Origin of the sequence: Roseomonas sp. BN140053, from assembly GCF_047690175.1 — a bacterium.
Taxonomy (GTDB): Bacteria; Pseudomonadota; Alphaproteobacteria; order Acetobacterales; family Acetobacteraceae; genus Roseomonas.
On the sequence record NZ_JBLLEB010000047.1, the window covers coordinates 1 to 19,075 of the forward strand.

Consider the following 19,075-nt stretch of genomic DNA (forward strand, 5'->3'; position numbering starts at 1 on the left):
CGCCTTCAGCAAGCTCAAGGCACTGCTGCGCAAGGCCGCAGCCCGCACCATCCCGGACCTCTGGGCCGCCATCGCCGATGCGCTCCCGCAGTTCACGCCCGCCGAGTGCGCCAACTACTTCACTGCGTGCGGATATGAGCCGGAATGACCGGAAACTGCTCTAGTGGGCGGATCGAACTCTGGCTGCCCCGCCTGACAGCCGCAGCACGCCCAGCTCCCGGCTGAACGGCCGCCCCGACGCCTGGCACCGCGCCCCACTGCCCTCATGACCACCGACCGGCGAACCCCGGGAGGAAGCCTCGGCCGCGGCGCCAGTGCGTTGCATAGGTCGTGGTGAATACGCGAGGCGTGCCATGGCAGAATGCAATGCCTAAGCAGGCCCCAACGTGCACAAGGATAGCCACCTTTGTCGCGATCGCGGAGGCAGGCCGGGACGGGGAGCACGGCCAGCGCCTCAGGCGGCAGTGTCTCCTGGACCAAGCGCCGCACCACGGGTGGCCGTGGCTTGTCAGCGGTGCCCTCGGGCCACCGGCCTTATAGCTGACCGTTATCACACGCGATGAGCCCCGCCGGGCTGCGCAGCCCCTCTCCGGTCCGTCCTGGACCAGCGTATCACATCAAGCGTCGGGCAAGGCTGTGCTTACCCCGTCCAGGAGCCCGTGAACGGCAATGGCAATGAGCGGCTCGATCGGCGGCAGTGACGGGATGCCGTACACCCATTTCCTGATGCCATAATACTGGATCTTCTCGACCACCGTCTTCGCCAGCTCCACCTCCAGCTCTTGAAGCGGCACGTCGGACGGCGTGCGTCGTCCAGCATGGGCGCGCAGGTTGGCCGCGATCGGGAGGTAGACCCGCTCACGCATCAGGCGGAAGTAGGTGGTCATGTCCCAGCCGTGCAGGGCGAAGAACAAGGACAGCCGCACGCGATCACGCTTCAGATGCACGCGCGCGAAATCGTTGTGGAACGCCAGCAGCCGGGCCGGAACGCTCAGGGCGGGATCGGTCAGCATCTCCTCCCAGAGCGGGTTCCAGTTGGCCAGGAACGTGTCCTCGAACACCCGCTGGATGAGCGCTTCCTTGCTCGCGAAGTAGCGGTACAGCAACGGCTGCGCCACGCCCAGGCGGCTCGCCAGCGTCTTGGTGTCGCCGGAAAAGCCGACCTCGGCGAAGAAGGTAACGGCTTCGTCGAGGAAATGCCGTTCCCGCACGTCCCGCTGAAAGCGCCGACGGGTGGCCGGTCGGGCCGTTCGCGCCGTTTCCTTTCGCTGCGGCATTGACGGAGCGGACATTAAGTTATAATCCTATCAGCTCAAACGCGGGAGGAGGTTGGGCGTGCAGATCGGCAAGATTGAGCACTACAACATTCGAACGGAGAAGCTGGCCGACACCGTGCGCTTCTACACCGATGTTCTCGGCTTCCGGAACGGGCCACGCCCCGGGAACCCGCCTGCCCATACGGGGGCGTGGCTGTTCAACGAGGAAGGCACGCCGGTGGTGCACGTCACGGCCTTCAGCCGCGACGATCCCGAGCGGATGAAGTGGGTCAACGAGTACCTCGGCCACCGCGACCTGGACTCCCTCAAGGGCAGCGGCTCGATCGACCATGTCGCCTTTTCCGGCCTCGGCTACGACGAGATGGTCGCCCGCTGCCGCGCGCTGGACGTGCCGGTGCGGGAGCGCTTCGTGCAGGCGCTGAACCTGCGCCAGATCTTCGTCACCGACCCGAACGGGATCTCCATCGAGCTGAACTACTACGGCGACTGAGGAGGTCGCGCGCCATGGACACGCTGCCGCTCCGGGACGACCCGCCCCGCACCGCGCCCGTGCCGCGGGGACCCGACTGCCCGGAAGCGCGGGCGGCGATGCTGGAAGCGGCGCGTGCCATGGCGCCGGTCCTGCGTGCCCGCGCCCCGGAAACCGAAGCGCTGGGCCGCATCCCCGACAGCACGGTGGCCGATTTCCACGCCGCCGGCTTTTTCCGCATCCTGCAGCCCCTCTCGGTCGGCGGCTACGAGTTCGCGCCCTCCGTGTACCTCGACCTGTGCGGGGAAATCGCGCGCTCCTGCGCGTCCTCCTCCTGGGTGCTGGCCAATCTCGCGGCGCACCACCTGTTCATGGCGCTGTGGGAGCCGCGGGCGCAGGCGGAGGTCTGGGGACCCTCGCCGGACACGCTGATCGGCTCCTCCTACGTGTTCAGCGCCGGCCGGGCGGAGCGCGCGCCGGGCGGCTGGCGCGTGTCCGGCCGCTGGCCCTTCTCCTCCGGCATCGATCCCTGCCAGTGGACCGTGGTGGGCGCCTCCTGCCCGACCGGGGAAGGCGACGCGCGGGAGAACCGCTACTTCCTGCTGCCGCGCCGGGATTACGAGATCCTCGACACCTGGCACGTGGTGGGCCTGCGCGGCACCGGCAGCAAGGACCTGGAAATCCGCGATGCCTTCGTGCCGGACCACCGCACCCTCTCCTTCGCGCAGGCCACGGACGGCACGGCGCCGGGCCTCGCGCTGCACCGCGGCCCGCTCTACCGCCTGCCCATGCAGGCGACCGGCGGCTTCACGCTGATGGCCACGCTGTACGGCGCGGCCCGCGGGGCGGTGGACGACTACGTGGCGGGGCTGCGCGCCCGGGTCGGGCGCGTCGGCGGCAAGGCGCTTTCCGAGCTGACGGCGGTGCAAACCCGGATCGCCGAGGCCGAGGCGAGCCTCGACACGGTGGAGATGATCTCCCGCATCACCTGGGACGGCGCGATGCGGGCCCTGCAGGACAAGGGCGGGATCGACCCGCACGACGCCATGCGCATGAAGCGCGATTCCGCTTGGTGCGCGCGGCTCTGCGTGGCGGCGGTGGACACGGTGTTCGCCGGCGCGGGCGGCGGCGGCCTGTTCGAGACGAGCGCGCTGCAGCGCCACTGGCGCGACGTCCACGCGGGCGCCGCGCAGTTCGGCCTGCAATGGGACATCTGGGCGCCGGCCTATGGCCGCGTCCGCCTGGGCCTGCCGGGGGGAGTGCCGGGCATCCGGATCTGACGCACCGCCGCGACAAGCGGCGGGCCGAAAAGAGGAGGAAACCAATGAACAGGCGATCCGTGTTGGCGCTGACCCTGGCCGCTCCGGCCTTGCTTCGCGCAGGCGCAGCGCCGGCCCAGGGGGCGGCAACCCAGGGGGCCGAGGATTTCCCGCGCCGGCCGGTTCGCATGATCGTGCCGTTTCCGGCGGGAGGCACCTCCGACGTCATCGTCCGCTACGTCGCCGGGCACCTGTCCACCGTGTTCGGCCAGCCCTTCGTGGTGGACAACCGCGTCGGCGCCAACGGCACCATCGGCCTGGCCCAGGGGCTGCGCGCCGCGCCCGACGGCCACACGCTGATCCAGGTGTCCAACACCAACACGGTGGCCGCCGTGCACATGATCCGCAACCTGCCCTTCGACCCGCTGCGCGACATGGCCGGCATCGGCTCGGTGTATCAGATCCCGACCGCCGTGATGGTGGGGCCGGCCTTCCCGGCGGGGTCCTTCGCGGAACTCCTCGCCCTCGTGCGGGCCAGCCCCGGCCGCTACAGCTTCGCCTATTCCCATGCCACCGGGGCCGTGGTCGGGCACAGCCTGCTGCTGGCCGGGCAGCTCGACATGGTGCCGGTGCCGTACCGCTCCGGCCCGCAGATGATGAACGACCTGCTGGGCGGGCAGATCCCGATCGTGGTCACCGATGTCGGCATCGCCCTGCCGCTGATCCAGTCGCGCAGCATCCGGCTGCTCGCGGTGTCCTCGCCGGAGCGGACGGCGGGGCTGCCTGACGTGCCGACCCTGACGGAAGCCCTGCCGAAGCCGATCGCCTTCGTGGGCTGGGGCGGCTTCGTGGCGCCCGCGGCGACGCCGCGGCCGATCGTGGCGCGGCTGAACGCGGAGATGAACCGCATCCTGGAAACGCCGGCGGCCGACAGCTTCCTGCGCGACCTCGGGGCCGAGCGGATGACCGGCACGGCGGAAGGCTTCGACGCCTTTATCCAGCGCGAAGCGCAACCCTGGGCGGATGGCCTGAAGGCCGCGCGCATCGAGCCGGAATGACCCGGCGCGACGGGCCGCGGAACGCCGCCGGCCGTCGCGGCGCGGCGGCGTTCCGCGCCCCTAGGCGGCCTGCTGCAGGTAGCGCCCGCGCAGCACGATCAGCGGCTGCCGGTCGTCGTGCCAGTGCCGCTCCACCCGGCCGGTGAAGAGGACGTGGTCGCCGCCCTCCGCTTCCGCGACCCTGGCGCATTCGAAGGTCGCGGCGCAGCCGGCCAGCAGCGGCGCGCCGCCCGCCCCCGGCACCCAGGCGACGCCGGCGAACCTGTCGGGCACTCGGGCGGCGAAGCGCGCGCAAAGCTCGCGCTGGTTGTCGGCCAGCACGTTGATCGCGAAATGCGTCGCGTTGCGGAAGCAGTCCAGGCTGGGCGAGCGAGCCAGCAGGCTCCAGAGCACCAGCGGCGGGTCGAGCGAGAGCGAGGCGAAGGAGTTGATGGTCAGGCCGGAGGGCTGGCCGGGACCGGCGGCGGTGACCACCGCCGCGCCGGTGGCGAAGCATCCCAGGGCGCGGCGCAGTGCCTGCGGATCGGCGGGTGTCTCGGGCATCGCGTCACGCTCCTCCACGCTGCCAGGGCGTCGGAACAGCAACCTGCCAGGGCGGCGGGCGACGGTCAAGTTAATTTATATTTCTATCACTAATCCATCGGCGCCGGGTCCGGCGGCACCTCGCCTAGCAGGGCCAGCACGTGTTCCGCCGTGGTGCCGATGTGCTGGCGCAGCGCCTCGGCCGTGGCCGGCCGGCGCTGCAGCGTGCCCTCCGCCAGCGCCTCGTGCACCCGCAGCGCCAGCGCCCAGTCCGGGGCGGCGCTGCCCATCAGCCGACGGTAGCGGGTCTTCTGCACGTAGAGGTCGTCGCAGAAGCGCAGCAGCGAGGGCAGCGGGCAGGCGGCGATCAGGGCGCGGTGGAAGCGGTGGTGCCGGCTCTCGTAGCGGTCCAGCCATTCGGTGCTTCCGGGCTCGTGCTGCTCGATGGCGCGGCGCAGCAGCGACAGGGAGGCGACCACCTCATCCTCCCATTCCCGGCCGCCGTCGGCCATGGCGAGCCGCAGCGCTTCCGGCTCCACCAGCTGGCGGGTGCGCGTGATGTCGAGCAGGTGCGCGCGGGTCACCGGCGGCACGGAGAAGCCGCGATGCCCTTCCAGCACCACCAGCCCTTCGGCCACCAGCCGGTTCAGCGCTTCCCGCAGCGGCGTGGCGCCGACGCCGTAATGCGCCACGAGGTCGCGCAGCCGCAGCCGCGCCGCCGGCGCCAGGTCGCCGACAACGATGGCGCGCCGCAGCCGCTGCGCGGCGGCTTCCGCCAGGGTCGAGCGGTCCGAATATTCGATCATCGCTGGATTATATATTCCTACTTGGCGCTAGGGGCCAGCCATCGTAGCGTTCCGGCATGGAAACGCCCGACAGCACCCACGACCCCGGCCTGCGATCCTGGGTCACCTCGGCCCAGGATGACGGCGCCGACTTCCCCATCCAGAACCTGCCGCTCGGCATCTTTTCCCGCCGCGGCGAGGCACCGCGCGGCGGCGTGGCGATCGGCGACCACATCCTGGACCTGCGGGCGGCGCTGGAGGCCGGCCACCTGCGCGGCGAAGCCGCCACGGTTGCGGCCGGCCCGACGCTGAACCCGCTCATGGCGATGGGCCGCGCCGCTTCCGCCGCGCTGCGTGCCGAAGTGTCGGCGCTGCTGCGGGAAAGCTCGGCGGCGGCGGCCGAGGGCGAGCGGCTGCTGGTGCCCATGGCCGGTGCGGTGATGCAGCTGCCGGCGGCGGTGGGGAACTTCACCGACTTCATGGTGTCCTATGACCATTGCCACCGGCTCGGGGTGAAGCGGAACCCGGCGGCGCCGCTGCCGCCCGCCTTCTGGCACCTGCCCGTCGCCTATCATTCCCGCGCCAGCACCGTGCGCGTCAGCGGCGAGCCGGTGCGCCGCCCCAACGGCCAGTGGCTGCGCGAGGACGGCACCGTGCGCTTCGGCCCGTCCAAGGCGCTGGACTACGAGCTGGAGATGGCGATCTGGATTGCCGGGGAGAACGCCACCGGCACGCCGGTGCCGATGAGCGCCGCCCCGGGGCGGATCTTCGGCTACGGGCTGCTCAACGACTGGTCGGCGCGCGACATGCAGCGCTGGGAAATGCCGCCGCTGGGCCCCTTTCTGGCCAAGAGCCTGTCCACCACCGTGTCCCCCTGGATCGTCACCGCGGAAGCGCTGATCCCCTTCGCCGTGCCGGCGCGCGCCCGCACGGGGGAGCAGCCCGCCGTGCTGCCGCACCTGGACTCGCCGGGGAACCGCGAGGGGGGCGGCCTGTCGGTGGCCATGGAGGTGGCGCTGCTGACGCCGCGCATGCGCGAGGCCGGCGCTGCGCCGCAGCGCATCACCGCCACCGATTTCGCGACCATGTGCTGGACGCCGGCGCAGATGGTGACGCACCACGCTTCCAACGGCTGCTCGCTGCTGCCGGGGGACCTGCTGGGCAGCGGCACCTGCTCCGGTCCCGCGGACGGGGCGGAAGCCTGCATCGCCGAGCTGCTGCTGCGCGGCCCGATCGCGCTGCCGGGGGGAGAGTCGCGGCGCTTCCTGGAGGATGGCGACGAGGTGATCTTCACCGCCCGCGCGCGGGCGCCGGGCGCCGTGCCGATCGGCTTCGGGGAATGCCGCGCGGTGGTGCAACCGGCGCCGGCCTGGCCGTCGGCCTAGCGGGCGGCGCGCGGCCCGCGGCGCGGCGGCCCCGCCCTGCGGGAGCCGCCCTCTGCGGGCGCCGCGCGCCGGAACTGTCCCTGCAGGAACTGCCCTCGCGGCCACTGCCCCTGTAGGAACCCCCCGGCAACAACCGGGGTGCGCGAACCGGGGGCAACCCGGCGCGCGGCAACAGCAAACGGGAGGAAACAGGATGGCCAGGCGAATCATCGACATCTCCGTCGCGTTGCGGTCCGGCATCGCCTCCGACCCGCCGGGGTCGGAGCCGCGCATCCGGTACATGAACCACCACGACACCGCGCCCGCCATGGCGGACTACATGGGCGTGGCGGTGTCCGAGCTGCCGGAAGGCGAGTACTGCGCGGCCGAGCGCGTGGACCTGTCCACGCACAACGGCACGCACCTGGACGCGCCCTACCACTTCTTTTCCCGCATGGACGAGCGGCTGGTGCCGGGCGGGCGGCCCTCCACGCGCATCGACGACGTGCCGCTGGACTGGTGCTTCCAGCCCGGTGTGAAGCTGGACTTCCGGCACATGGAGGACGGCTACGTCGCCACCCCCGGCGACGTGGAAGCGGAGCTGCGCCGCATCGGCCACGAGTTGCGGCCGCTGGAGATCGTGGTGGTCAACACCCGCGCCGGCAGCCGCTACGGCGAGGATAACTACGTCGACGCTGGCTGCGGCATGGGCCGCGCGGCGACGCTGTGGCTGCTGGAGCGCGGCGTGCGGCTGGTGGGCACCGACGGCTGGTCCTGGGACGCGCCCTTTTCCCACACCCGGCGCAGGGTGGCGGAAACCGGCGATGCCGGGCTGATCTGGGAAGGCCACCGTGCCGGGCGGGAGATCGGCTACTGCCACATGGAGAAGCTGAGCAACCTGGAAGCCCTGCCGTCCGACGGCTTCACCGTGATCTGCTTTCCCGTGAAGATCGAGCGTGCCTCGGCCGGCTGGACCCGCGCCGTCGCCGTGGTGGAAGGGTGAGCACGATGCGACGCCGCCCGCTTGCCGCCCTGCCCCGCCGCATGCACGCAGCCCTGGCTTCCGCGCTGCTCGCGCTGCCGGTCGCGCTGCTTCCCAGGGCACCGGCCCGCGCCTTTCCCGACCGGCCGATGACCATGGTGCTGCCCTACGCCCCCGGCTCGGGTGCCGACGCCTTTGCCCGCGCCATGGGGGAGCACTTCGCGCGCGTGCTCGGCCAGCCCGTGGTGCACGTGAACCGCGACGGCGGCTCGGGCGTGGTGGGCATGCGCTTCGTCGCCACCAGCCCGCCGGACGGCCACACCTTCGGCCTGACGCCGATGACCGCCATCGTGGTGCAGCCGCACATGGTGCGCAACACCGGCACCACGCCCGACAACTTCGCGCCGATCTGCGGCACCAACGAGAACGTGCTGTCCGTGGTGGTGCGCGCCGACAGCCCGGTGCGCACCCTGGCCGACCTGGTGGCGGAAGGGCGCCGCCGCACCCTGTCCTACGGCAGCCCGGGGCCGAACTCGCTGCCGCAGCTCGCGGTGTGGCGCGTGCAGCGCGCCACGGGGGTGGAGTTCAACCACATCCCGTTCCGCGGCGACCCGCCGCACCTGACGGAACTGATGGCGGGACGGCTGGATTTCTCCGCCTCCGTGGTGTCCTCGGCCTCGGAGTTCATTAACGACGGCAAGCTGCGGCTGGTCACCGTGTTCTCCGAAGGCCGCGCCGGCGACTACCCGGCGGTGCCGACGGCGCGGGAACAGGGGATCGACGCGCTGCAGTTCTCTCAGGTCGGGCTCTACGCCCCCGCCGGCACGCCGGCACCGGTGCTGGACCGGCTGGAAGCGGCCTGCCGCTCCGGCCTGGAGGACCCGACGGTGCGCCGCGTCGCCGCCAACACCCGCGTGGTGCTGCGCTCCATGAGCCGTGCCGACTTCACCGGCATGATTCGCAGCGAGTACGCGGCCTACGGGCCGATCCTGCGCGAATTGGGCGTGCAGCCCGAATGACCCGTCCAGCGCGGGCTGAGATGGGTCGGTCAGGGGCGCGCTGTGCAGCATGTCCTCGCCCCGGGCGCCCCGGAGCCCGTCCTACTTTCGCAGAACCTCGGCCTGCTCAAGCATTTCCCCACCATCCGCAGGGTGAGAGGGACGCCGAAATGAGCCATACTGTCTGACTGATGATCTCGGCCGGGAAGCGGCACCCGGGGAAGCCGGTGCAGGTAGCGCGGACCGCCATTTCACCCGACAGCCCAATGGTGGGCCGCTCGGGCAAGCTGGCGGGCATCCAACGTGACTATGCCCGCCGCACCGCGGGCGGCAGGGGCTTGTTGCCGGTGCTGGCGGGCGGTGTGACCGCCCTGCCTCCAGCTCGGCCCACACCAGGAAAGCCAAACCGTTGCTGGCTTCCGTGCTCCTGTCGTGATCATCATGGACACTCCGGACAACTCCAGCAGCCCACCGACCTCTTCAGGAGCTTCGACGCCCACGCACTCAGAACCGCGTGGACAGTGTCAGGAATACCCGACGTTCCACCGGCGGTCCGGCTGCTTGTAGCTGGCGCGACGCGTTGATCTGCTGCCCCGTGAGCGATACCTCGACGTTGTCGGTCAGGCGGTAGCCCAGGCGGGCGTCCAGCTGCAGGTAGTTCGAAACCTCGACCGGCCTGCGCTGCGTGGTGCGCGCGTCCACAGTCACGTCGCGGTAGCGGCTCTGCCAACGAGCCTGGGCATCGAACTCCAGGCGGTCCAGCGTGTACCCGCCCCCCAGCCGCACGACGTGGGTCGGCGTGCCATTCTCGAAGCTCAGCCGGGAGGAGCGGTCCAGGTCGTCGGTGATGGAGATGTAGGAGTAGCTCGCGTCCCAGCGGAAGCCTGCCGCCGTGCCGCGCAGGCCGATCTCGCCACCCACTGCGGAACTGTCACCGACGTTGGTGGAACGGTACAGCACACCCTGCCGGCTCAGTGCCGCACCGGCCGAGAAGGGATCGGCGATCACGTCATCGGTCTTCTGGGCGAAAACGGCGGCGCGTAGCGTGGAGGCCAGCGCGGATAGCCTATGATCGTAGCCCAGTTCTCCATGGGTCACGGCACTCGGACTCAATCGGGTCGAGCCAACGAGACGGATCGCGGGCAGCTGGCCTGTCGCCGGCACCGCCTGCCGGGTGCCCAGCGCGAACAGGCTGGGAGCTTCCAGGCCGCGCCCCAGCGTCAGGCGCAGAGTGTCGGCGTCGGTGGCATGCCACACGACCCCGGAGTTGAAGGACACGCCCGTGATGGTCCGGCCGTTTCCGCCTCCACCGCTCCCCCCGGTGACCGGCAGGTCGGCACGATCCAGCACCACGTGATCCAGACGTACTGCGTTGGTCAGCGACAGGTTGGGCGCGAATTGCCAGTTCCACATCAGGCCGCCGGCATACAGCCGGTAGCCGAACCGGTTGCCGTAGGCCGGCTCCGCCATGTCGTTATCGCGGTATTCGAGTTGCAGGCGCAGCGTGTGGTCGGCGCCCAGCTTCACGGTGTCACTCGCCTGGACCACGGTGACGGTGTTGTCCAGGCGGGCATCGGCCAGGCCGCTCCGGTAGTCGTAGCGCGCCGCGTTGCGATAAACGTTGAAGCCGAGCAGGCCGATGGCGCTCTCGGCGGACAGCGCGCCGCGGATGGCGTTCGTGCGGTAGCGGCTGGCTGCATAGTAGGGGGACGCCACCGGCTCGAAGGTACGCAGATCCACGACCGAACCGCTCAGCACTGCTTCCACGCCGGGGGTAAGGTTGAACCGCGCGTCTCCGGCCAGCGATTCGCGCCTGGGACGCACCCGTGCGACCAGGGTCGCGGGGTCGAGGCCCCTCGGTTCAAAGTCGTCGGCACGGAAGCCACCGGCGGACAGCCGCACGCCGACCCGCTCGTTGAGCTTTGCCGTGGCGAAGGCGGACAGGGCGCCGTATTCCTGGGTGCCACCGCGCAGGGTGGCGCCGTTCACGCTGTCCCGCAGCGGGTCGTCAGTGACGATGTTGATCACGCCCGACGCGGCGTTGAATCCGAAAAGGGCGGAGTTCGGGCCCTTGATCACCTCGATCTGGCGGATCTCGCCCAGTTCAACCGGCAACGCATACCACTGCGTGGCGCCGTAAAGGTCGATGTACACCTGCTGGCCGTTTACGAGCACCAACAGGCGTGGGTTGGACGGTCGGTTATATCCGCGCACGCTGACATCCGCGGCGGCAAATCCGGTGCGTCGCACGTCCATGCCCGGCACCAGGCTCAGGATATCCGGGAGGTTGTCATAGCCGGAGCGGCGGATCTGTTCCGCGGTGATGATGTCCACGTTGGCCGGCACCTGTGACGCGCGCTGCGGCTTGCCGGTGGCGGAGGTGGTGACGGGTTCGCCGAACAGCTGCTCCATGTCGCCGTAATCGATCGACTGGGCCCGGAGCGAGGGCGCCCAGGCCAGGCAACACGCGGCGGCGAGCAACGCGCGCCGGGTCCGGCGTGACGAGGGGTACAGTGCTCCGGACGTGGTCGGGCGCGCCGGGAAAAGGGCGGGCAGGACCGTCCTCATCGCTCGGTGACCAGCAGGCGGAACGCCTGGGTGAACTGTACCCCGGCACGCTCGGCGGCGTTGCGGTTAATGACGATCTGCACCGTCGGCTCGGTGGAGAAGCTCACCGCGCAATGGGCCGCCTCGACACACTCCATGCTGGTCGAGACGGTGGGCACCCGAAGCCGCCGGGCAGCCAGCGGCACCGCCGGATCATTGGCCGTTCCGGGCGTGACGTAGAGGGCGTCCACGCCGCTCAACTCGGCAAGCTGGCCCAGCGGTACCAGGCGGGCCTGCAACCTGATCCGGCCGGCGGTCAGCCCGTCGCCAATCACGTCGCGCACGAGCTCGGCTTCCCGCCGGGAGGGCGAATGGTCCGGCAGGAACACCACGGCGATCACCGTGGCACCGGTCCGGCCTTCGCCGACGTAGCCCATGGTGCGGCCGAGCACCTGCCCGTCTTTGGGCGTGAAACCGGCCTGTGCGGGCGAAGACGCGCCGCATGGATACGCGCAAAGCAGCGCGGCCGCGACCCGCGCGGACACCGCAGCATAAAAGCCGGCCCGCTCTCGTCGGCAACCGCGACGAAGCGTTTCTCGCCCCGCGTGCAGCATTCCGCAACCAACCCCTTCCTGGCGTGCGGCCATCTTGCGATCGGACGGATTGCCGGGGACTTAAGCGACGACGCGCGACAGCTCAGCGGCGTCGGGCGAAACAGCAAATCTTAAGGGATCTGCGGCTAGAAAGCCTTCGCGGACGGGGAGGAACTGGCTTGTATCGGGCGTTCTCGCGTTTCCGTCACCCGGCAAATCCGGGGTGCAAGGCGGCCTCCGCGCCGATGCGACGCCTTTATCCCCCTTCGGAGTTTCCGACTTGACCGGCTGTTCTGCGCGGACGGGATTGAAGGCCTACCTGCCGGCGGCAGCGCGGCTGTCGAACTGGCCCTTCGCGGTAAAGATGGCGTTCTGCCCGGCGCTCGCCATGGTCGCCCTGCTCGGCATGGGGCTGCACGGCATCCTAGTGTCCAGCGAGCAGGCGAAGCTCGTCGGCGCGCTGGTTGAACAGGATCTGGTGGCCTCCACGCGCCTGGCCACCAGCGCGACGGAGCTGCAAGGCATCAACGGTGCCCTGTACCGGCTCACCACCCTGCAAGCCGGCCGGTCGCCCGTTGCCGATCCCGATGTTCAGATCAGGCGCCTCGTAGAGCGCACCTCCACGCTCGCGGACGCTTTGGAAGAACAGGCTGCCAGTAAGGCGCCGGAAGACGCCGCCCGGCTGCTCAGGCTCGCCATGGAGGTGCGGATCTACCGCGACGCCATCGACGTGTTTGGGTCCATGCTGGAGATCGACTTCCCCAGCGCGGTGGAGTTCATCGTTCCCTTCGACGACAACGCGCGCCGCCTGCTGCTGGAGATGGGCGTTCTTGCCGCGGAAGTGGTGCAGGAAGCGCATGGCCGCGCGGAAGCATCCGCGCGCATGGCAGAACACTCGCGGCTGGTGCTAGCGGCAACCGCTTTCCTGAGCGCGCTGGTGTTGTTCGGCGTTTCGGCAATCCTGACCCGCTGGACGGTGAGGGGCGTGAAGCAGATCGCCTCCGCCACCGAACGGGTAGCACGTGGTAGCGCGGATGCGGACATCCAGAGGCTGACCCGGGGAGACGAACTCGGAACCATCGTGCGATCCCTGGCGGTGTTCCAGGAGAACATCTCCCGGATCGCCTTTCTGGCGCACCACGATCCGCTGACCCATCTGCCGAACCGTGTGCTGTTTCACGACCGCGTGCAACAATGCCTGGCGCGAACCGACCACAGCGGCAGCTTTACCGTGCTGTGCCTGGACCTCGACCGCTTCAAGGCCGTGAATGACACACTCGGTCACCCGGTGGGCGACGTGCTGCTGTGCCAGGTTGCCGAACGGCTGCGTGCCTGCGTGCGTGAGGGTGACACCGTGGCGCGCCTGGGTGGGGACGAGTTCGCCATCGTGCTGCCGAACATACTGGAACCCGCGGAAATCGACGCTCTGGCCACGCGCATCATCGCGGCGGTTGGCGCGGCCTACGAGGTGAACGGCCACCAGATCGGCATCGGCACCAGCATCGGCGTGGCGGTCGCCCGGGCGGACGGCGCCACCTCCCACGAGTTGCTGAAGAACGCTGATACCGCGCTCTACGGTGCCAAGTCCAACGGCCGCGGCACGGTATGCTTCTATGAGGCTGCCATGAACGCTTCGCTGCAGAAGCGCCGCGCCCTGGAGATCGGCCTGCGGATGGCGTTGCTCCGGGACGAGTTTCTCCTGCATTACCAGCCACTGGTGGACGCGCGCTCGCATGACATCCTGGGATTCGAGGCCCTGATCCGCTGGATGCATCCAGAGCGGGGCTTGGTTCCACCGGGCGAGTTCATCCCGATTGCCGAGTCCTGCGGATTGATCAGTGAAATTGGGCGCTGGACGCTACGGCGCGCCTGCCTGGATGCCCGGTCCTGGCCGGGGCACGTAAAGGTGGCGGTTAACCTTTCGCCCGTTCAGTTCAAGGACCGGCAGCTCCTCGAAGTGGTGCGTACGGCGCTGGAAGAGAGTGGCCTCGCGGCGGAGCGACTGGAGCTGGAGATCACCGAATCCGTGCTGCTGCACGACAGCGAGGCCGTGCTGTCCAGCCTGCATCGGATCAAGGCACTCGGCGTGCAGATCTCGATGGACGATTTCGGGACGGGGTACTCGTCGTTGAGCTACCTGCGTTCTTTCCCGTTCGATAAGATCAAGATCGACCGCAGCTTCGTGCGCGACATGCCCCACGATAGCAATTCCGTCGCCATCGTGCGGGCCGTGGTCGGCCTCAGTGCCACCTTCGGCATCTCTGTTACGGCCGAAGGTGTAGAAACCAGCGAACAGGCGCGCCAGCTCGCCCTGGAAGATTGCGACCAGCTGCAGGGCTATCTTTTCAGCCGGCCGGTCCCGGCCACGGCAATCTCGGAATTGTTCGAAAGGATGGCTGGCACGGATTCAGTGGTCAGTGCACCTCCTTTGGGTCCTGCAACTTGGCCGGCAGCAACGGTAGCCTGAACCGTTGGGGCGGCATTTTCGCACGAACCTGGACTTGCCGTTGTTGGGCGGATGGACCTCGGCCCTTATGGAACTGACCCGGCTGCACAGCTGACGATCAGTGGAGGTTGCCAGTCTGCCTTCGATGGGCCGACCGGCGTTACTTTGACCGGATCAGGCCCGGCTAGGTTCAGACTTCCCGATGTGCTACGGCTGCGAGTACTTGGCTTGGCCCGCCGGCCGGGCCAGCTACGGCCAGCTGTGCCGACCGCTGTCCAGGGCCCGCCTGGGCGCACCCAAGGACGAGGCCAGCATCGCGCATGCGGCGCTGCTTGAGGCCGCTTCGGGCTGTGCCCTGGCCGCGGTGTCTCCCCCGAGTTGCCCACGACCGCCTTTCGGGGCGCGGCTGCGGGCCGACGCTGCGGCCCTGCGGCACCGCTTGGGCCTGCCGCTGCTGTGCACCGCCAACTCCTGGCTGCACGGCTACAACCAGGCCAGCCTCGACCAGCTGGCCCAGTTCGCCGCAGCTGCCGGTGCCGGGCTGCCCCGGACCCTACCAAGAGACTTGGTGAGTGCTCGCTCCGGAAAATCAATCTTGACGGCAGCACGAACTTCATAGTACAATCTGTGATTGTATTGCTTATTGGGAGTAATCCGGCTGTGAAACTGCTGTCTGAAACCTCCCGTCAGTTCTCCTTCGAGGCCGCCCACCAAACCCCACCCTATTCTGGGCTGCATGGCCATTCCTTCAGGGTGGAGGTGGGCGTGAGTGGCGAAGCAGATCCCGTCTTCGGATGGTCACACAACCAGTTTGACCTGGAAGTGGTGCTCGATGCGGTGAAGCAGGAACTCGACCACAAATACTTAAATGACATCGAAGGCTTAGCCGTACCAACTCTGGAAAATCTGACCCACTGGATATGGAAACGGCTTGAAAAAAGCATCACCGGACTGGACCGAGTGGTCGTCCGGCGCGGCAACGAAGGGCAGGTTGAAGGTTGCAGTATTTCCCGCCAGCGCTGAAGCAGTATTCCTCGAACGCTGACTAGCTTGGTGTTCAGCCCTGGGAAGGTCGTTGGCGGCCCGACCAGGGGCTCAGTTTGGTGCTGCAAGATACTCCTGGCCGGGCATTCGGAACTGCCGTGGCCATCAGGGTTCCCCGTTCCCGTCCCTCTGGCGACAGCAACCAAGGTTTCAGCACGTAGCTAGCCGAGGAGTAGCGCTCAGCCATGATTACTGCGGGAGCTTCTGAGATGCAGGAACCGTTCGCTCCTTTGCGAGGCAACCCCTCTTCTGAGCGATCTCAGCGTCCGTAACACATGGGAGGGCGCCGCCACGATATTTACCGGAAACATCCACTGGATGCCATTGGAGCCCGTCAGAAAGCTCTCGCTTCCTTCTGGACGTAGTTCCCGACCATTCGAAAAGGTGTGCTGCGGCACATCGGGAAAGTTTTTCGCAAACTCTGGGAGAAGACAATCATGGACCGATGCGTAACGAGACGCGAAATAGCGAAGCTCCTGTGTTGGACTGCGGCTGCATCCGCTGTCACGCCCGCGCAAGCTGCAACCCTACCGCAGCCCGCTGAACGGCCCATTCTGACGGTCACGGGCAAGATCAGCACGTTCAACGAAGGGAACAGTGCCCGCTTCGATCGGCCGATGCTGGAGGCTCTGGGCATGAGTTCCTTCGTGACAACAACGCCTTGGTACACCGGTCCGGTGAGATTTGAGGGCGTGCTGATGAGCAAGCTGCTGGAAACAGTTGGCAGCACGGGAGAGCGCGTCGTCGCGACAGCTCTGAACGATTACTCCACCGAGATCCCTATCAGCGATTTTGCCCAGTATGGCGTGCTGCTCGCATTGAAGCGGGACGGTGAGTACATGACCGTGCGGGATAAGGGGCCGTTGTTCATCGTTTACCCATTTGATAGCCGCCCTGAGTTAAAGCGGCAGCAATTCTACGGCCGTTCCGCGTGGCAGCTGGCAAGGCTCTCGATCGTCTGAAGACCTGGAAGGTCCGTCGCTCAAGCAGTCTCTGCGGAGAGGAAGAGAGCCCGTGTATCGTGTGACGAAGCACATCAAGGCTGGCTTCTTATGTACGGCCGCCTTGCTCACGCTCGCGGCTATCTATACCTCGACCCTGATTGTGCAGCAACAAACTGCGCTGAGCGACGTATCACGTTATAATGTGACTTGGCTCGTCAGCCAGACCCCGTTTGAGATCGCGCGCCTGCAGGCCACTATCGGGACCTTCGGAATACCGAACAGCGGCACCACCAAGGAAGACGTACAACTCTGGCTTGAGATCGCGGCGAGCCGCGTCGAAACCTTGGATGCTGGCGAGGCAAGGGATTTTATTCGCAGCAGTCCCGAACTCCTGGCATCGGTCGAGCAGATGCGTGTGGCGCTTGCCTCAGCTGCGCCCCTCGTGGCCACTTTGGAGCGAGAGGGTTCGGCGCAGCAGCTCATTGCCCTTCTTTCGCCACTGAATACCAGGGCCGCGAAACTTGCCGTTTCGGCCTATGCAAGGGCCGGCAATCTGGTGGCCCACGATCTGCACCAGCTCAGCCAGCTGCATTGGATCTTTTCTGCCGTTCTGTGTGGGCTGCTGCTGTGCTGCTTCAGTCTGATAGCGGTCCTGGCCTGGCACAACCGGCTGCTGGTCCGAACCTATGACGAGGTCAACGCCCTGGTTTCTGATCTGCGCCGGACCGGCCAGGAACTCGCCGAAGCGAACGTGCGTGCGGAACACGCGATGCGGGAAGTGCAGCAGCAGAACGAAGCCCTGAAGGCCAGCGATCTCGAGCTGCTCACCCAGAACACCCGCTTCTACGCGGCCCTGAACAACATGTCGCAGGCGCTGTGCATGGTGGACGTGAACCAGCAGTTGATCGTCTGCAACATCCGCTTCCTGGAGCTTTTCGGCTTGTCCGTCGAGGATACCCGGCCGGGTGTGCCGATCAGCGGCGTTTTCGGGGCGATGGATGCCGACACGAGGCCGGGTCAGCAGATCGCACGGGAAATCTGGAAGGAGCAGCAGGCCCTGGCCGCGGAACACCGGCAAGCCTCCTTCTCGCGGGAAGACCAGACTGGCCGCGCCATCGCCGTGGCTCACCAGCCCATGGTGGATGGCGGCTGGGTCGCCACCTACGAGGATATCACGCAGCGCCGACAGGCCGAGGCGCATGTCCAGTTCATGGCGCATCACGATGCCCTCACGGGCCTGCCGAACCGCTTCTACTTCCACAAATACATGGGGGAGATGCTGCAAAGCGAGCATAGCGGGCTCGCCGTGCTGCAGCTCGATCTCGACCACTTCAAGAATGTCAACGACACCCTCGGCCATCCCGCCGGGGACGCGCTGCTCAAGGCGGTCGCACAGAGATTGCTCGGCTGCGTCCGCGAGGGTGACTTCGTGGCACGCCTCGGTGGCGACGAGTTCGCAATCCTGCAAAGGGGCGGCAATCAGCCGTCCCAGGCGGTTGCCCTGGCGGAGCGCATCGTCAGGGTTCTTTGCGAACCCTACAACCTGGATGGTTATCGCGCCGTCATCGGCGCCAGTGTCGGGATCGCGGTGGCCGCGAATTCCGAAACCAGCGCCGACCTGCTGCTCAAGAACGCCGACCTCGCATTGTACCGGGCCAAGGGCGAGGGCCGTGGTGTCTACCGTTTCTTCGAACCGAGGATGGATGCGGAACTGCAGGCCAGGCTGGGTATCGAGGCGGATCTGCGGGAAGCGCTCAACCGGGACCAGTTGGAAGTCCTCTACCACCCGGTCTTCAATTTCAAGGCCGGTGCGGTGACGGGCTTCGAGGCCCTGCTGCGATGGAACCACCCGGAGCGGGGCATCATCTCCCCTTCCGAGTTCATCCCGATCGCCGAGGAGATCGGGATGATCAATGCCATCGGGCAATGGGCCTTGCAGTGTGCCTGCGAAGCCGCGGCCAGGTGGCCCAGGAGCCTGAAGCTCGCCGTCAACCTTTCGCCCCTGCAATTCTCCGACGAGATCGTCGCCACGGTGACCCGGGTACTCGCGGCCTCGGGGTTGTCTCCGGCGCGGCTGGAACTGGAGATCACGGAATCGGCGCTGTTGCAGGACAATGAGAGGGTGCTGGCCACCCTGCACCAGCTGCGGAATCTCGGCCTGAAAACCGTGCTGGACGATTTCGGGACCGGGTATTCCTCGCTGAGCTATCTCAGGATTTTCCCCTTCGACAAGATCAAGATCGATCGGTCCTTCGTCATGGAGATGGTGCGCCGGCCGGACTGCCTCGCGATCGTCAACTCGATCGCGAGCCTGGCGAGCAAGCTGGGCATGACGACCACCGCGGAAGGCGTCGAGACGCTGGAACAGTTCGAGCAGGTCCGCGCGGCCGGATGCACGGAGGCGCAAGGCTATCTCTTCAGCCGACCGGAAACGGACGCCCAGATCCGCGAGCGATGGTTCGCGCCCGGCAGGACGCTGTCCGTCGTGGCGCCGGGTCCCGACCGGAAGTTCACCATTGTTTCCAGGGCGGGTTCCACTCAACCTGCTTCATGACGTGCCATGTCGGAACGGTGGCGCGGACACTCGGGGCGGAGCCGGTGGCCGGGCGCGCGCACCCCGGGCGGCACGGCCGCGTCCCTTGCCCGGCGGCCGCCCGCCAGTCCCGGGGCTGTGCGGGCCGCGGCGTCCGCCCAGGCCCGGCCATCCGCTGTTCCGCGGGCCGGCTACGCAGCGCCCCGCTTCCGCCCGTGGTGCCTCGCGAGGAATGGCCGCCGGCCGTCCTCCGG

Annotated in this window: 15 protein-coding genes and 1 pseudogene; 11 read left to right on the top strand and 5 right to left on the bottom strand. The window is 68.0% G+C overall.

Annotation, left to right across the window (positions count from 1 at the left end; all coding sequences use genetic code 11):
- Positions 1-148, top strand: a pseudogene (locus ACLIBK_RS22985) (IS630 family transposase); the annotation flags it as partial.
- A gap of 469 nt (positions 149-617) precedes the next feature.
- Here ACLIBK_RS22985 and ACLIBK_RS22990 read toward each other — a convergent pair.
- Positions 618-1,292: a TetR/AcrR family transcriptional regulator gene (locus tag ACLIBK_RS22990; protein WP_415389644.1), complete on the bottom strand. Its 675-nt coding sequence runs from the start codon at positions 1,290-1,292 to the stop codon at positions 618-620.
- Between the two features lie 43 nt (positions 1,293-1,335).
- Between ACLIBK_RS22990 and ACLIBK_RS22995 the strand changes: the two genes are divergently transcribed.
- Genes ACLIBK_RS22995 through ACLIBK_RS23005 form a run of 3 tightly spaced genes read left to right on the top strand, consistent with a single transcriptional unit; the run spans position 1,336 to position 4,063 of the window.
- Entirely contained in the window at positions 1,336-1,767 is a 432-nt protein-coding gene (locus ACLIBK_RS22995; RefSeq protein ID WP_415389645.1) for a VOC family protein, read from the top strand.
- A gap of 14 nt (positions 1,768-1,781) precedes the next feature.
- Entirely contained in the window at positions 1,782-3,026 is a 1,245-nt protein-coding gene (locus ACLIBK_RS23000) for an acyl-CoA dehydrogenase family protein (RefSeq protein WP_415389646.1), read from the top strand.
- Positions 3,027-3,070: 44 nt separating this feature from the next.
- Entirely contained in the window at positions 3,071-4,063 is a 993-nt protein-coding gene (locus tag ACLIBK_RS23005; protein ID WP_415389647.1) for a Bug family tripartite tricarboxylate transporter substrate binding protein, read from the top strand.
- Positions 4,064-4,123: 60 nt separating this feature from the next.
- On the opposite strand, the gene ACLIBK_RS23010 is transcribed toward ACLIBK_RS23005, so the two are convergent.
- Both ACLIBK_RS23010 and ACLIBK_RS23015 read right to left on the bottom strand, forming a co-directional pair.
- A complete protein-coding gene (locus ACLIBK_RS23010) occupies positions 4,124-4,606 on the bottom strand; it encodes a flavin reductase family protein (RefSeq protein ID WP_415389648.1) in 483 nt (160 codons plus the stop codon).
- 89 nt (positions 4,607-4,695) lie between these two features.
- On the bottom strand, positions 4,696-5,391 hold the full coding sequence (locus tag ACLIBK_RS23015) for a GntR family transcriptional regulator (protein WP_415389649.1): 696 nt from the start codon (positions 5,389-5,391) through the stop codon (positions 4,696-4,698).
- A gap of 56 nt (positions 5,392-5,447) precedes the next feature.
- On the opposite strand from ACLIBK_RS23015, the gene fahA reads away from it, so the two are divergent.
- The 3 genes from fahA (at position 5,448) to ACLIBK_RS23030 (ending at position 8,735) form a co-directional block, all read left to right on the top strand.
- Positions 5,448-6,755 carry a fumarylacetoacetase gene (gene fahA / locus ACLIBK_RS23020; protein ID WP_415389650.1) on the top strand — a complete coding sequence of 436 codons (1,308 nt, stop codon included), beginning with the start codon at positions 5,448-5,450 and terminating at the stop codon, positions 6,753-6,755.
- A gap of 193 nt (positions 6,756-6,948) precedes the next feature.
- Complete coding sequence (locus ACLIBK_RS23025; protein ID WP_415389651.1) at positions 6,949-7,737, top strand: cyclase family protein; 789 nt, start codon at positions 6,949-6,951, stop codon at positions 7,735-7,737.
- A 5-nt stretch (positions 7,738-7,742) separates the two neighbouring features.
- Positions 7,743-8,735 (top strand): Bug family tripartite tricarboxylate transporter substrate binding protein, encoded by a 993-nt coding sequence (locus ACLIBK_RS23030; RefSeq protein WP_415389652.1) that lies wholly within the window; start codon positions 7,743-7,745, stop codon positions 8,733-8,735.
- 483 nt (positions 8,736-9,218) lie between these two features.
- Here the strand turns inward: ACLIBK_RS23030 and ACLIBK_RS23035 are convergent, their stop codons facing one another.
- On the bottom strand, positions 9,219-11,195 hold the full coding sequence (locus ACLIBK_RS23035; RefSeq protein ID WP_415389653.1) for a TonB-dependent receptor plug domain-containing protein: 1,977 nt from the start codon (positions 11,193-11,195) through the stop codon (positions 9,219-9,221).
- Positions 11,196-11,278: 83 nt separating this feature from the next.
- A complete protein-coding gene (locus tag ACLIBK_RS23040; RefSeq protein WP_415389654.1) occupies positions 11,279-11,875 on the bottom strand; it encodes a hypothetical protein in 597 nt (198 codons plus the stop codon).
- A gap of 286 nt (positions 11,876-12,161) precedes the next feature.
- Between ACLIBK_RS23040 and ACLIBK_RS23045 the strand changes: the two genes are divergently transcribed.
- From ACLIBK_RS23045 to ACLIBK_RS23060, 4 genes are all read left to right on the top strand, one after another.
- The gene (locus ACLIBK_RS23045) at positions 12,162-14,321 is read left to right on the top strand and encodes a putative bifunctional diguanylate cyclase/phosphodiesterase (RefSeq protein ID WP_415389655.1); all 2,160 of its coding nucleotides are present in this window, start codon (positions 12,162-12,164) and stop codon (positions 14,319-14,321) included.
- 639 nt (positions 14,322-14,960) lie between these two features.
- Entirely contained in the window at positions 14,961-15,323 is a 363-nt protein-coding gene (locus ACLIBK_RS23050) for a 6-pyruvoyl trahydropterin synthase family protein (RefSeq protein WP_415389656.1), read from the top strand.
- A gap of 458 nt (positions 15,324-15,781) precedes the next feature.
- Complete coding sequence (locus tag ACLIBK_RS23055) at positions 15,782-16,306, top strand: molybdopterin-dependent oxidoreductase (protein WP_415389657.1); 525 nt, start codon at positions 15,782-15,784, stop codon at positions 16,304-16,306.
- 52 nt (positions 16,307-16,358) lie between these two features.
- The gene (locus ACLIBK_RS23060; RefSeq protein WP_415389658.1) at positions 16,359-18,842 is read left to right on the top strand and encodes a putative bifunctional diguanylate cyclase/phosphodiesterase; all 2,484 of its coding nucleotides are present in this window, start codon (positions 16,359-16,361) and stop codon (positions 18,840-18,842) included.
- Positions 18,843-19,075 lie beyond the last annotated feature (233 nt).